General features: G+C 55.4%; 13 protein-coding genes. 11 read left to right on the top strand and 2 right to left on the bottom strand.

What is annotated here, in order from left to right; all coding sequences use genetic code 11:
- The 4 genes from dnaA to gyrB are packed head-to-tail and all read left to right on the top strand — an operon-like array spanning position 1 to position 6,013.
- On the top strand, positions 1 to 1,395 hold the full coding sequence (gene dnaA, locus N2K86_RS00005; protein WP_010426558.1) for a chromosomal replication initiator protein DnaA: 1,395 nt from the start codon (positions 1 to 3) through the stop codon (positions 1,393 to 1,395).
- Positions 1,396 to 1,399: 4 nt separating this feature from the next.
- Positions 1,400 to 2,500: a DNA polymerase III subunit beta gene (gene dnaN, locus N2K86_RS00010; RefSeq protein WP_010426557.1), complete on the top strand. Its 1,101-nt coding sequence runs from the start codon at positions 1,400 to 1,402 to the stop codon at positions 2,498 to 2,500.
- Entirely contained in the window at positions 2,500 to 3,573 is a 1,074-nt protein-coding gene (gene recF, locus N2K86_RS00015; protein WP_260660034.1) for a DNA replication/repair protein RecF, read from the top strand. The genes dnaN and recF overlap by 1 nt, the downstream gene beginning before the upstream one ends.
- A 28-nt stretch (positions 3,574 to 3,601) precedes the next feature.
- The gene (gene gyrB, locus N2K86_RS00020) at positions 3,602 to 6,013 is read left to right on the top strand and encodes a DNA topoisomerase (ATP-hydrolyzing) subunit B (RefSeq protein WP_260660035.1); all 2,412 of its coding nucleotides are present in this window, start codon (positions 3,602 to 3,604) and stop codon (positions 6,011 to 6,013) included.
- A gap of 151 nt (positions 6,014 to 6,164) precedes the next feature.
- Here gyrB and N2K86_RS00025 read toward each other — a convergent pair whose 3' ends face one another.
- Positions 6,165 to 6,836, bottom strand: coding sequence for a hypothetical protein (locus tag N2K86_RS00025; RefSeq protein WP_260660036.1), 672 nt, complete (start codon positions 6,834 to 6,836; stop codon positions 6,165 to 6,167).
- 197 nt (positions 6,837 to 7,033) lie between these two features.
- On the opposite strand from N2K86_RS00025, the gene yidA reads away from it, so the two are divergent.
- From yidA to N2K86_RS00060, 7 genes are all read left to right on the top strand, one after another.
- Entirely contained in the window at positions 7,034 to 7,846 is an 813-nt protein-coding gene (gene yidA, locus N2K86_RS00030) for a sugar-phosphatase (protein WP_237845209.1), read from the top strand.
- A gap of 226 nt (positions 7,847 to 8,072) precedes the next feature.
- Positions 8,073 to 8,762, top strand: a complete 690-nt coding sequence (dgoR, locus tag N2K86_RS00035; protein ID WP_003861109.1) for a D-galactonate utilization transcriptional regulator DgoR — start codon at positions 8,073 to 8,075, stop codon at positions 8,760 to 8,762.
- On the top strand, positions 8,759 to 9,637 hold the full coding sequence (locus N2K86_RS00040) for a 2-dehydro-3-deoxygalactonokinase (protein WP_260660037.1): 879 nt from the start codon (positions 8,759 to 8,761) through the stop codon (positions 9,635 to 9,637). The genes dgoR and N2K86_RS00040 overlap by 4 nt, the downstream gene beginning before the upstream one ends.
- On the top strand, positions 9,621 to 10,238 hold the full coding sequence (locus tag N2K86_RS00045; protein WP_260660038.1) for a 2-dehydro-3-deoxy-6-phosphogalactonate aldolase: 618 nt from the start codon (positions 9,621 to 9,623) through the stop codon (positions 10,236 to 10,238). The genes N2K86_RS00040 and N2K86_RS00045 overlap by 17 nt, the downstream gene beginning before the upstream one ends.
- Positions 10,235 to 11,383 (top strand): galactonate dehydratase, encoded by a 1,149-nt coding sequence (dgoD, locus tag N2K86_RS00050; protein ID WP_260660039.1) that lies wholly within the window; start codon positions 10,235 to 10,237, stop codon positions 11,381 to 11,383. Before N2K86_RS00045 ends, dgoD begins: the two co-directional genes overlap by 4 nt.
- An 86-nt stretch (positions 11,384 to 11,469) precedes the next feature.
- On the top strand, positions 11,470 to 12,807 hold the full coding sequence (locus tag N2K86_RS00055; protein WP_260660040.1) for an MFS transporter: 1,338 nt from the start codon (positions 11,470 to 11,472) through the stop codon (positions 12,805 to 12,807).
- 51 nt (positions 12,808 to 12,858) lie between these two features.
- Positions 12,859 to 14,088, top strand: a complete 1,230-nt coding sequence (locus tag N2K86_RS00060; protein WP_260660041.1) for a DUF3748 domain-containing protein — start codon at positions 12,859 to 12,861, stop codon at positions 14,086 to 14,088.
- Here N2K86_RS00060 and N2K86_RS00065 read toward each other — a convergent pair.
- Positions 14,085 to 14,417 (bottom strand): YceK/YidQ family lipoprotein, encoded by a 333-nt coding sequence (locus N2K86_RS00065; protein ID WP_216358225.1) that lies wholly within the window; start codon positions 14,415 to 14,417, stop codon positions 14,085 to 14,087. The two genes, N2K86_RS00060 and N2K86_RS00065, sit on opposite strands and share 4 nt — an antisense overlap.
- Positions 14,418 to 14,656 lie beyond the last annotated feature (239 nt).

Consider the following 14,656-nt stretch of genomic DNA (forward strand, 5'->3'; position numbering starts at 1 on the left):
GTGTCACTTTCGCTTTGGCAGCAGTGTCTTGCCCGATTGCAGGATGAGTTACCAGCCACAGAATTCAGTATGTGGATCCGCCCGTTGCAGGCGGAACTGAGCGATAACACGCTGGCTTTGTATGCGCCAAACCGTTTTGTGCTCGATTGGGTAAGGGACAAGTACCTTAATAACATCAATGGACTGCTGAACGATTTCTGCGGGTCAGATGCCCCACAGCTGCGCTTTGAAGTGGGCACAAAGCCGGTCACCCAAACCGTACGTGAAACCGTGAACGTCGCAGCGCCTGCTCAGGCCGCTCCTGCTCCGGCCCCTCGCGTCGCACCTGCTCGTCAGGGCTGGGATAACGTCCCTGCGCCCGCTGAGCCCACCTATCGCTCCAACGTTAACGTTAAGCACACCTTTGATAACTTCGTTGAAGGTAAGTCGAACCAGCTGGCGCGCGCGGCGGCCCGTCAGGTTGCTGATAACCCCGGTGGTGCCTATAACCCGCTGTTCCTTTATGGCGGCACGGGTTTGGGTAAAACGCACCTGCTGCATGCGGTGGGTAACGGCATTATGGCACGCAAGCCTAATGCGAAAGTAGTGTATATGCACTCCGAGCGCTTCGTTCAGGACATGGTAAAAGCCCTGCAAAACAATGCGATCGAAGAGTTTAAACGCTACTATCGTTCCGTTGACGCGCTGTTGATCGATGACATCCAGTTCTTTGCCAATAAAGAACGATCGCAGGAAGAGTTTTTCCATACCTTCAACGCCCTGCTGGAAGGCAATCAGCAGATCATTTTGACCTCGGATCGCTACCCAAAAGAGATCAACGGCGTTGAAGATCGTCTGAAATCCCGCTTCGGCTGGGGCCTGACCGTGGCGATCGAGCCACCGGAGCTGGAAACCCGCGTCGCGATCCTGATGAAGAAAGCCGATGAAAACGACATTCGCCTGCCGGGTGAAGTGGCGTTCTTTATTGCCAAGCGTCTGCGCTCCAACGTGCGTGAGCTGGAAGGGGCACTGAACCGTGTGATTGCCAACGCCAACTTCACCGGTCGTGCGATCACCATCGATTTTGTGCGTGAAGCGCTGCGCGATTTGCTGGCATTGCAGGAAAAACTGGTCACTATCGACAATATTCAAAAGACGGTGGCTGAGTACTACAAGATCAAAGTGGCAGATTTACTGTCTAAACGTCGTTCCCGCTCGGTGGCGCGTCCGCGTCAGATGGCGATGGCGCTGGCAAAGGAGTTAACCAACCACAGTCTGCCGGAAATCGGGGATGCGTTTGGTGGCCGTGACCATACGACCGTGCTGCACGCTTGTCGTAAGATTGAGCAGTTACGCGAAGAAAGCCACGACATAAAAGAAGATTTTTCCAATTTAATCAGAACATTATCATCGTGACGCTATGAAATTTACCGTTGAACGTGAACATTTATTAAAACCGCTGCAACAGGTGAGTGGCCCATTAGGCGGCCGCCCAACGCTGCCTATTCTCGGAAACCTGCTGCTTCAGGTCGCGGACGGTACGCTGTCGCTGACCGGCACGGATCTGGAAATGGAAATGATCGCGCGCGTTACGCTGACGCAGCCGCACGACGCGGGCGCGACCACGGTTCCGGCACGTAAATTCTTTGATATTTGCCGTGGGCTGCCGGAAGGCGCTGAAATCGCCGTGCAGCTGGAAGGCGACCGCATGCTGGTGCGTTCTGGCCGCAGCCGTTTCTCGCTCTCCACGCTGCCTGCTGCAGACTTCCCGAACCTGGACGACTGGCAGAGCGAAGTTGAATTCACCCTGCCACAGGCGACGATGAAGCGTCTGATTGAAGCCACGCAGTTCTCCATGGCGCATCAGGACGTTCGTTACTACTTAAACGGCATGCTGTTCGAAACCGAAGGTGAAGAGCTGCGTACCGTAGCCACCGACGGCCACCGTCTGGCGGTCTGTTCTATGCCGATTGGCGACTCACTGCCAAACCATTCGGTGATCGTGCCGCGTAAAGGGGTGATTGAGCTGATGCGTATGCTCGACGGTGGCGACACGCCGCTGCGCGTGCAGATCGGCAGTAACAACATTCGCGCACACGTGGGCGATTTTGTCTTCACGTCGAAGCTGGTTGATGGTCGTTTCCCTGATTATCGCCGCGTATTGCCGAAGAACCCGGACAAAACGCTGGAAGCAGGCTGCGACAGCCTCAAGCAGGCCTTTGCCCGCGCGGCCATTCTCTCCAATGAGAAATTCCGCGGCGTGCGTCTGTACGTGAGTGAAAACCAGATCAAAATCACCGCTAACAACCCGGAGCAGGAAGAGGCAGAAGAAATTCTGGACGTCACCTACGCCGGTACCGAGATGGAAATCGGCTTCAACGTCAGCTACGTGCTGGATGTGCTTAATGCACTGAAATGCGAGAACGTTCGCATTCTGCTGACCGACTCCGTTTCAAGCGTACAGATTGAAGATGCGGCCAGCCAAAGCGCGGCTTATGTTGTCATGCCAATGAGACTGTAATGTCGCTCACCCGTCTGTTGATCCGCGACTTTCGCAATATCGAAAGCGCGGATCTCGCTTTATCCCCCGGCTTTAACTTCCTGGTTGGCGCAAACGGCAGCGGCAAAACCAGCGTGCTGGAAGCCATCTATACGCTCGGCCACGGTCGGGCGTTTCGCAGTTTGCAGATTGGTCGCGTCATTCGCCACGAGCAGGAATCCTTTGTTCTGCACGGACGTTTGCAGGGGGCGGAGCGGGAAACCGCCATCGGCCTGACCAAAGACAAGCAGGGCGACAGCAAGGTGCGCATCGACGGCACCGACGGCCATAAAGTGGCGGAGCTGGCGCTGCTGATGCCAATGCAGCTGATTACGCCGGAGGGGTTTACTTTACTCAACGGTGGCCCCAAATACAGAAGAGCGTTCCTCGACTGGGGATGCTTTCACAACGAAGCCGGTTTCTTTAACGCCTGGAGCAACCTGAAGCGCCTGCTCAAGCAGCGTAATGCCGCGTTGCGCCAGGTAACACGCTACGCCCAGCTGCGTCCGTGGGATAGGGAATTAATCCCTCTCGCGGAACAAATCAGCCGCTGGCGTGCCGAATACAGTGCAGGTATCGCCGAAGATATGGCGGATACCTGCAAACAGTTTTTACCCGAATTCTCTCTCACCTTCTCCTTCCAGCGCGGCTGGGAGAAAGAGACGGATTATGCCGAGGTGTTAGAGAGAAACTTCGAGCGCGACCGCATGTTGACCTACACCGCGCACGGCCCGCACAAAGCGGATTTCCGCATTCGTGCCGACGGTGCGCCGGTGGAAGACACGCTGTCGCGCGGGCAGCTCAAGCTCCTGATGTGTGCGCTGCGCCTGGCACAGGGGGAGTTTCTCACCCGCGAGAGCGGAAGACGCTGCCTGTACCTGATAGATGATTTTGCCTCGGAACTCGACGACGCGCGGCGCGGGCTGCTTGCCAGCCGCTTAAAAGCCACGCAGTCGCAGGTTTTCGTCAGCGCCATTAGCGCTGAACACGTTATAGACATGTCGGACGAAAATTCGAAGATGTTTACCGTGGAAAAGGGTAAAATAACGGATTAACCCAAGTTGAAATGAGCGAGAAACGTTGATGTCGAATTCTTATGACTCCTCCAGTATCAAAGTCCTGAAAGGGCTGGATGCGGTGCGTAAGCGCCCGGGTATGTATATCGGCGACACGGATGACGGCACCGGTCTGCACCACATGGTATTCGAGGTGGTAGATAACGCTATCGACGAAGCGCTCGCGGGTCACTGTAAAGACATCGTGGTCACCATCCATGCGGACAACTCCGTCTCCGTCACCGATGATGGTCGTGGCATCCCAACCGGTATTCACCCGGAAGAGGGCGTCTCTGCTGCGGAAGTGATCATGACCGTCCTGCACGCAGGCGGTAAATTCGACGATAACTCCTATAAAGTTTCCGGCGGCCTGCACGGCGTAGGTGTTTCCGTAGTAAACGCCCTGTCGCAGAAGCTGGAGCTGGTTATTCAGCGCGAAGGCAAAATTCACCGTCAGCTTTATACGCACGGCGTGCCGCAGGCACCGCTGGCTGTGACCGGCGATACCGACAAAACCGGTACCCTGGTGCGTTTCTGGCCAAGCCATGAAACCTTCACCAACGTCACCGAATTCGAGTACGACATCCTGGCGAAACGCCTGCGTGAACTGTCGTTCCTGAACTCCGGCGTCTCTATCCGCCTGAAAGATAAGCGTGACGGCAAAGAAGACCACTTCCATTACGAAGGTGGTATCAAAGCGTTCGTTGAGTATCTCAACAAGAATAAAACGCCAATTCACCCGAATATCTTCTACTTCTCCACCGAAAAAGACGGTATTGGCGTGGAAGTGGCGCTGCAGTGGAACGATGGTTTCCAGGAAAACATCTACTGCTTCACCAACAACATTCCACAGCGTGACGGCGGTACGCACCTTGCGGGCTTCCGTGCGGCGATGACCCGTACCCTGAACGCCTACATGGACAAAGAAGGCTACAGCAAGAAAGCGAAAGTCAGCGCCACCGGTGACGACGCCCGTGAAGGCCTGATTGCCGTTGTCTCCGTGAAGGTGCCGGATCCGAAGTTCTCCTCACAAACCAAAGACAAGCTGGTCTCTTCTGAGGTGAAATCAGCCGTTGAACAGCAGATGAACGAACTGCTGAGCGACTACCTGCAGGAAAATCCGTCTGACGCGAAAATCGTGGTCGGCAAAATTATTGATGCGGCGCGTGCCCGTGAAGCGGCGCGTAAAGCCCGTGAAATGACCCGTCGTAAAGGCGCGTTGGACTTAGCAGGCCTGCCGGGCAAACTGGCTGACTGCCAGGAACGCGACCCGGCGCTGTCTGAACTGTACCTCGTGGAAGGGGACTCTGCGGGCGGTTCTGCGAAGCAGGGCCGTAACCGTAAGAACCAGGCGATTCTGCCGCTGAAGGGTAAAATCCTCAACGTTGAAAAAGCCCGTTTCGACAAGATGCTCTCTTCTCAGGAAGTGGCGACCCTCATCACCGCGCTGGGCTGCGGCATCGGCCGTGATGAGTACAACCCGGACAAACTGCGCTACCACAGCATCATCATCATGACCGATGCGGACGTCGACGGCTCGCACATCCGTACGCTGCTGTTGACCTTCTTCTATCGTCAGATGCCTGAAATCGTTGAGCGTGGCCACGTCTACATTGCACAGCCACCGCTGTACAAGGTGAAGAAAGGCAAGCAGGAACAGTACATTAAAGACGACGAAGCGATGGATCAGTACCAAATCGCGATCGCCCTTGATGGCGCGACCCTGCATGCGAACTCTCACGCCCCTGCACTGGCCGGTGAGCCACTGGAGCGTCTGGTGTCCGAGTTCAACGCGACGCAGAAAATGATCACGCGTATGGAACGCCGTTATCCGAAAACGCTGCTGAAGGAGCTGATCTATCAGCCAACCCTGACCGAAGCCGATCTGAGCGACGAGCAGACCGTGACTCGCTGGGTTAACGCCCTGGTGACCGATCTGAACGAGAAAGAGCAGCACGGTAGCATGTGGAAATGCGATATCCAGCAGAACGCCGATCAGCAGTTCGAGCCGATTATTCGCGTGCGTACTCACGGCGTTGATACCGACTATCCGCTGGAGCACGAGTTTGTGACCGGTCCGGAATACCGTCGTATCTGTACGCTTGGCGAGACGCTGCGCGGCCTGATTGAAGACGATGCGTTTATCGAACGTGGCGAACGTCGTCAGCCGGTAGCCAGCTTCGAGCAGGCACTGGACTGGCTGGTGAAAGAGTCCCGCCGTGGTCTGGCTATTCAGCGTTATAAAGGGCTGGGCGAAATGAACCCGGATCAGCTGTGGGAAACCACCATGGATCCGGAAAGCCGCCGCATGCTGCGCGTTACCGTTAAAGACGCGATTGCGGCGGATCAGCTGTTCACGACCCTGATGGGCGATGCGGTTGAACCACGTCGTGCCTTCATCGAAGAGAACGCGCTGAAAGCGGCAAATATCGATATTTAATTTGTTCTGACCCGGCGGTATTTTGCGCTGCCGGGTCATCCTGTTAATGTAATAGAAACCTTAATAAACGGTGTGTTAATCGAAGCATATTTCGATAAGTTATTTCAGATAGATTATCAGTTCCTGTCAGGGACAGTTATGTCCAAATGATTTAGTGGGATGGAACCGAAGCATTCGAAATAAATATCGCAACACCTATCAACTGTATTGGGAACGTCACAATATCCGCCGCAATGGCTACAGGGTAAAGAACTCTCTTCGCGGAATACCCTGATTCTTTATAAAATGTTACGGCGAAAGGTTTGTGAAAATAAATTATTTTCCCAGCATCTTCACTTTTATTCTTATTATGAATGCTTCCTTTTAAACGCAGTATGTCTGACCTGCAGTGAATGCGCCTGGCATTGTCATCACAATTGAATCTGGAGGCGGTTAAAGCCAGTTTTAGCGTCTGATCGTGTTCGGGGTAATCATACGTAAGTATCATTTCTCCGGTGAAATCATTATCATCATTTATTATAAAACTTGGAGGTGAGAATATTGTTATCCTGGATGTATCTACATTCTTGTTTTTTAATAATGTGACTATTCCGTTTACGCCAGTGGTAACCAGGTAGTCGAAATGCTCACCAATAAAAACCCATCCCTTTTGATCTTCATGACTGATGCCAGCAGACAAACCAATGATTTTATCACTCGAGAATGCATATTTTTGTGACTCTTCAACGAGAATGCTATCTTTTAATTTACTTGTGTTGCACCCGCTAAGAAATAGTGATGTGATGAATAATATTGATACTGCTGATACTTTATTTAATCTCATTACTTAAGTCCTTTTTTTGTTAGTAATAATATGTCTATATACTCCATTTTTATTTTTTAGTGAATAAAATTACAGCGAGAATAACAAAAAGAGGAATCCCCCTTTAAACCACATCCCCCTTTATCCCCAACTCTGTTACTGTTTTTTGAGCAGAATCGCGTTAGCATGAGGCAGCACTCATTTATCCCGGGGATCTCATGGCTATCAAACTCATTGCAATCGACATGGACGGCACGCTGCTGCTGCCTGACCACACCATCTCTCCAGCCGTTAAAAACGCGATCGCCGCCGCACGCGCGAAGGGCGTGAATGTGGTCCTGACCACGGGCCGTCCTTATGCGGGCGTGCACAGCTACCTGAAAGAGCTGCACATGAATCAGCCGGGCGACTACTGCATCACCTACAACGGTGCGCTGGTACAGAAAGCGGCAGACGGCAGCACGGTGGCGCAAACCGCGCTGAGCTACGATGACTACCTGTTCCTGGAAAAACTGTCCCGTGAAGTGGGTTCCCACTTCCACGCGCTCGATCGCAACACGCTCTACACTGCTAACCGCGACATCAGCTACTACACCGTGCATGAATCCTTTGTCGCGACGATCCCGCTGGTGTTCTGTGAAGCCGAGAAGATGGACCCGGCGACCCAGTTCCTGAAAGTGATGATGATCGACGAGCCTGAAATCCTGGATAAAGCCATCGCGCGCATTCCGGCGGAGGTAAAAGAGAAGTACACCGTGCTAAAAAGTGCGCCGTACTTCCTCGAAATCCTCGATAAACGCGTCAATAAAGGTACTGGCGTGAAATCGCTTGCTGATGCGTTGGGTATCAAGCCGGAAGAGATCATGGCGCTGGGTGACCAGGAAAACGACATTGCGATGATTGAGTTTGCGGGCATGGGCGTGGCGATGGATAACGCCATTCCATCCGTGAAAGAAGTGGCCAACTTCGTGACCAAATCCAACCTGGAAGACGGCGTTGCCTACGCGATCGAGAAGTTTGTGCTGCAGTAACGCCTGTTTTTAATCATCAGCCTCGGTTATCAACCGGGGCTTTTTTTTGCGCTGAATTTATTGAATTGTTCTTTTTGTGATCTGGATTGTAGTACAACATTGAGTGATTGTACTACATTATAACCACAGCAAAGACGAACTCTCTCACGTTTGTACTGCAAAAGTGAGGTGAAATTCAGCGGTCGCGGTAAAGTAGTGATGGACATACAGAGCACAAGGACTCTCCATGACTCTCAATAAAACCGATCGCATCGTCATCACGTTGGGCACCCAGATTGTGGGGGGCAAATACGTACCCGGTTCGCCGCTGCCCGCAGAGGCTGAACTGTGTGAGGAGTTTGAAACCTCGCGCAACATCATCCGGGAAGTGTTCCGCTCGCTGATGGCGAAGCGGCTCATTGAAATGAAACGGTACCGCGGCGCGTTTGTTGCCCCGCGCAACCAGTGGAACTACCTCGATACCGACGTACTGCAGTGGGTGCTGGAAAACGACTACGACCCGCGGCTTATCGGTGCGATGAGCGAAGTTCGAAACCTGGTGGAACCGGCCATCGCCCGCTGGGCGGCGGAGCGCGCAACCTCCGGCGATTTGGCACAGATTGAGTCGGCTTTAAACGACATGATCGCCAATAACCAGAACCGGGAGGCGTTTAACGAAGCGGACATTCGCTACCACGAAGCGGTGCTGCAGTCGGTGCATAACCCGGTATTACAGCAGCTTAGCGTGGCGATCAGCTCGCTACAGCGAGCAGTATTTGAACGTACCTGGATGGGCGATGAGGCCAACATGCCGAAAACGCTCCAGGAACATAAAGCGCTGTTCGATGCGATACGGCATCAGGACGGCGATGCGGCAGAGCAGGCGGCACTTACCATGATTGCCAGCTCGACACGAAGGCTGAAGGAAATCACATGATATCTCGCTACATCGCAATTGACTGGGGATCGACCAACCTGCGCGCCTGGCTTTACCAGGGTGAGCAGTGCCTGGAGAGCAGGCAATCAGAAGCAGGCGTGACGCGCCTGAACGGTAAATCCCCCGAGGCGGTGTTAGCAGAGGTCACACAAAACTGGCGCGATAGCGCCACGCCGGTGGTAATGGCGGGCATGGTCGGCAGCAACGTGGGCTGGAAGATAGCGCCTTATCTCCCTGTTCCTGCCCATTTCTCCGCTATTGGTGAGCAGTTAACGTCCGTTGGCGACAATATCTGGATTATTCCCGGTTTGTGCGTCTCTCGCGACGATAACCACAACGTGATGCGCGGCGAAGAGACGCAGCTGCTTGGCGCGCGCACGCTTTCTCCTTCTTCTGTCTACGTCATGCCCGGAACGCACTGCAAGTGGGTCCAGGCTGACGCTGAGCAAATCAACGATTTCCGCACCGTGATGACCGGCGAACTGCACCATTTGCTGCTCAACCATTCACTGGTGGGAGCCGGGTTGCCGGAGCAAAAAGCCTCGTCAAAGGCATTTGCTGCCGGGCTTGAACGTGGGATCGCTTCCCCTGATGTTTTGCCGCACCTTTTTGAGGTTCGCGCCTCGCACGTGCTGGGAAATCTCCCGCGCGAGCAGGTCAGCGAATTTCTCTCCGGCCTGCTGATTGGCGCAGAGGTCGCCAGCATGCGCGATTTCGTCGCGCACGAGCAGGCCATCACCATTGTCGCCGGCGCATCGCTGACGTCGCGCTACGAGCAGGCGTTCCGCGCCGTTGGGCGTGATGTTGCAACGGTATCCGGCGACACGGCATTTCAGGCAGGAATAAGGAGCATCGCTCATGCAGTGGCAAACTGATCTTCCCCTTATCGCGATTTTGCGCGGCATCACGCCCGATGAGGCGTTAGCCCACGTCGGTGCGGTTATCGACGCCGGATTCGACGCGGTAGAAATCCCGCTCAACTCGCCGGAATGGGAAAAAAGCATTCCAGCCGTGGTGGAGGCGTTCGGTGAGAAGGCGCTGATTGGCGCAGGCACCGTATTACAGCCGGATCAGGTGGACAGGCTGGCAGAGATAGGCTGCAGGCTTATCGTCACGCCCAACATCAATCCTGAGGTGATCCGCCGTGCGGTAGGTTACGGCATGACCGTCTGCCCGGGATGCGCTACCGCCACAGAAGCGTTTACGGCACTTGATGCCGGCGCGCAGTCGCTCAAAATTTTCCCGTCATCGGCGTTTGGACCGGACTACATCAAAGCGTTGAAAGCGGTCTTACCCGCCAGCGTGCCGGTCTTTGCCGTGGGCGGCGTAACGCCAGAAAACCTGGGCCAGTGGATGAGCGCGGGCTGTGTGGGCGCGGGGCTGGGCAGCGATCTTTATCGTGCCGGGCAGTCCGTGGAACGTACCGCACAGCAGGCGGCAGCATTTGTGAAAGCGTATCGAGAGGCAGTGAAATGAAAATAACCAAACTCACCACGTACCGTTTACCCCCGCGCTGGATGTTCCTGAAAATCGAAACCGATGAAGGGGTCGTGGGCTGGGGCGAGCCGGTGATAGAAGGACGAGCGCGCACCGTAGAAGCGGCGGTGCACGAGCTGGGTGAATACCTGATTGGTCAGGATCCGGCGCGCATCAACGACCTGTGGCAGGTGATGTACCGCGCTGGCTTCTACCGCGGGGGGCCGATCCTGATGAGCGCCATTGCCGGTATCGACCAGGCGCTGTGGGATATCAAAGGCAAAGTGCTGAACGCGCCGGTCTGGCAATTAATGGGCGGCCTGGTGCGCGACAAGATCAAAGCCTACAGCTGGGTGGGCGGCGACCGTCCTGCAGAAGCGATCGACGGCATCACGCAGCTGCGCAACATTGGCTTTGATACCTTCAAGCTCAACGGCTGCGAAGAGATGGGCATTATCGACAACTCGCGTGCGGTGGATCGCGCGGTGAATACTGTCGCGCAAATCCGTGAAGCCTTCGGCAACGAGATTGAGTTTGGTCTGGATTTCCACGGCCGCGTCAGCGCGCCGATGGCCAAAGTGCTGATTAAAGAGCTGGAGCCGTATCGCCCGCTGTTTATCGAAGAGCCGGTGCTGGCCGAGCAGGCCGAGTACTATCCGAAACTGGCTGAACAGACCCACATTCCTATCGCGGCGGGTGAACGTATGTTCTCGCGCTTTGAGTTTAAACGCGTGCTCGAGGCAGGCGGCATTGCCATCCTGCAGCCGGACCTCTCCCACGCGGGCGGCATCACCGAATGCTACAAAATTGCCGGAATGGCTGAAGCCTACGACGTGGCGCTGGCACCGCACTGTCCGCTCGGGCCGATCGCGCTGGCAGCCTGTCTGCACGTGGACTTCGTCTCCCGCAACGCCGTGTTCCAGGAGCAGAGCATGGGCATTCACTATAACAAGGGTGCGGAGCTGCTCGACTTTGTGAAAAATAAAGAAGACTTCAGCATGGAAGGCGGTTTCTTTAAACCGTTAACGAAGCCGGGCCTTGGCGTGGAAATTGACGAAGCCAAAGTTATTGAGCTGAGTAAAAGTGCGCCGGACTGGCGTAACCCACTGTGGCGTCATGAGGACGGCAGCGTAGCGGAATGGTAATCGCCATCCCGTAGGCCCGGTAAGCGCAGCGCCACCGGGCAAAAAAACGTACATACAAAAATATAACCCTCTGTAAATTACAGGGCATGGTGAGCGGCTTCGCTATGCCCAAAATCTGGAGACAGATTGCGATGGATATTCCAGTTACTGCTGCAAAAACCGGGCGTCGTCGTTACCTGACGCTGATTATGATCTTTATTACCGTGGTTATTTGTTACGTTGACCGCGCCAACCTTGCCGTGGCATCGGCCCATATTCAGGAAGAGTTTGGCATCACCAAAGCGGAAATGGGTTACGTCTTCTCGGCGTTTGCCTGGCTGTATACGCTCTGCCAGATCCCCGGCGGCTGGTTCCTTGACCGCGTGGGTTCACGTCTGACCTACTTTATCGCCATTTTCGGCTGGTCCGTGGCGACCCTGTTCCAGGGCTTCGCGACCGGGCTGATGTCGCTGATTGGCCTGCGCGCGATCACTGGGGTTTTCGAAGCGCCCGCGTTCCCAACCAACAACCGCATGGTGACTAGCTGGTTCCCGGAACATGAACGTGCGTCTGCCGTCGGCTTTTACACCTCCGGGCAGTTTGTTGGCCTGGCGTTCCTGACGCCGCTGCTGATCTGGATCCAGGAGCTGCTGAGCTGGCATTGGGTGTTCATCGTCACCGGCGGGATTGGCATTATCTGGTCGCTGATCTGGTTCAAGGTTTACCAGCCGCCGCGTCTGACCAAAAGCATCACCAAAGCCGAGCTGGACTATATCCGCGACGGCGGTGGCCTGGTGGATGGCGATGCGCCGGTGAAAAAAGAGGCGCGTCAGCCGCTGACCAAAGCGGACTGGAAGCTGGTCTTCCACCGTAAGCTGGTGGGCGTTTATCTGGGGCAGTTCGCGGTCACTTCCACGCTGTGGTTCTTCCTGACCTGGTTCCCGAACTACCTGACCCAGGAAAAGGGCATCACGGCGCTGAAAGCGGGTTTTATGACCACCGTGCCGTTCCTCGCGGCGTTCTTCGGCGTGCTGCTCTCGGGCTGGCTGGCCGATAAGCTGGTCAAAAAAGGCTACTCGCTGGGCGTGGCGCGTAAAACGCCGATTATCTGCGGACTGCTGATCTCCACCTGCATCATGGGTGCCAACTACACCAACGATCCGGTGTGGATTATGACCCTGATGGCGGTGGCGTTCTTCGGTAACGGTTTCGCCTCTATCACCTGGTCGCTGGTGTCGTCCCTCGCGCCGATGCGGCTGATTGGCCTGACCGGCGGCGTGTTCAACTTTGTCGGCGGGCTGGGCGGCATCACCGTACCGCTGGTCATCGGCTACCTGGCGCAGGACTACGGCTTTGGTCCTGCGCTGGTGTACATCGCCGCCGTGGCGCTGATCGGCGCGCTCTCCTACATCCTGCTGGTGGGTGATGTGAAACGAGTAGGCTAATCCCTACGGATGTTTTACCCTGATGCACTCTCCGTGCATCAGGGTATCCTCATGAAACAAATCACCTTCGCCTCCCGTAATCACCAGCTCACTAATATCAACACCTGGACACCGGACAGCCAGTGGCTGGTCTACGACGTGCGCCCGTCCGGTGCGTCCTTCACCGGTGAAACCATCGAGCGGGTCAATGTCGATACGGGTGAGGTGGAGGTGGTTTATCGCGCCACCGATGGCGCGCATGTCGGTGTGGTGACCGTTCATCCGGCGCAAGAGAAATACGTCTTTATCCACGGCCCGAAAAACCCGGACGCAGACTGGCGCTACGATTTTCATCATCGTCAGGGAGTCATTGCGCACAACGGTCAGGTGAGCAATCTTGACGCGATGGATATCACTGCGCCCTACACCGCAGGCGCGCTGCGCGGCGGCAGCCATGTGCACGTCTTTAGCCCAAACGGGCAGCTCGTCAGCTTCACCTATAACGACCATGTGCTGCACGAGCGCGATCCGAAGCTCGATTTACGCAACGTCGGTGTGGCGGCGCCGTTCGGCCCGGTGAACCCGCAGGGGAATCATCCGCGTGAATATCCGGGAACTTTCTGGAGCGTGCTGGTCAGCCGCACCACGCCCAACCCGCAGCCGGGCAGCGATGAAATCAACCGCGCCTACGAAGAGGGCTGGGTAGGCAACGACAGGCTGGCGTTTATCGGCGACACGCTGTCTGAAAAGGGCGAGAAAGTGCCCGAGCTGTTTATTGTCGCGTTACCGCAGGACGAGCAGGGCTGGAAACGAGCGGGCGATACGCCGCTGCAGGGAACGCCTGAGACCCTGCCTGCGCCACCCGCCGGGGTGATGCAGCATCGTTTAACCTTTACTCATCAGAACCGTTATCCGGGGCTGGTGAACGTGCCGCGCCACTGGGTACGTAGTAATCCGCAAGGGACGCAGATTGCCTTTCTGATGCGTGATGAAAACGGTACGGTTCAGCTGTGGTTAATCTCACCCGAGGGCGGCGAGCCGCGCCAGTTAACCCATACGGAGAGCGGTATTCAGTCTGCATTCAACTGGCACCCTTCCGGAAACATGCTGGGATGTGTTCTAGAAAATCGGATCGCCAGTTGTGATGCGCAGACTGGAGAGGTCACGTTTTTGACGTCCGAGCGCGGCAATCCACCGTCTGCGGATGCGGTCGTGTTCTCGCCTGACGGGCGATCTATTGCCTGGATGGAAGAGACGGACGGTTTCCGCCAGCTGTGGCTAACGGAAACCGCTGAGAACTAACGCGGGGGCAGTGCAGCGGGCGGGATGACGGCGTTGGTCGCCAGATTTTCCTGCTCGCTTTTCTCTACGCGTGAGCGCACGGAACTGTCCGTGCGGAACATGTCCCACGGGAGTAGCAGCGTATCGGCGACTGCCGTGAAAGGCATATCCAGGATAACCAGAGATTTGGTTCCCCAGTTTGTATCGTCATCGGAAATCATGGCCGCACTGGCGCGCGTCCCCGGATATGTTCCTTCTTTACCGCCGGTGTGAGACATCACGCTCGAGCACCCGCAAAGTAATACCACCCCGCTGAACGCTGTCAGCTTTATCAGAACATTTTTCATCATCACTCAGTCATCGTTAATAACACTGCATCGACCTGCAACTCAGGGTTATAGCGAGCCTTACCCTAAATGAATAGCCCGAAAACCCCGCACTGTGGCAGCCATCGCAATTTAACTCTTTGTGCTGTTGTCCCAGTCTAAGCGACAACCCGCAAAGTGCAAAAAAATCTCACATCAATACGCTTGAAAAGCCCGTATCCAGACCCATTTTAAGAATGTAGCCCGATAACGAACTCGCCTGA

This window comes from Enterobacter mori (assembly GCF_025244905.1).
Lineage (GTDB): Bacteria > Pseudomonadota > Gammaproteobacteria > Enterobacterales > Enterobacteriaceae > Enterobacter > Enterobacter mori_A.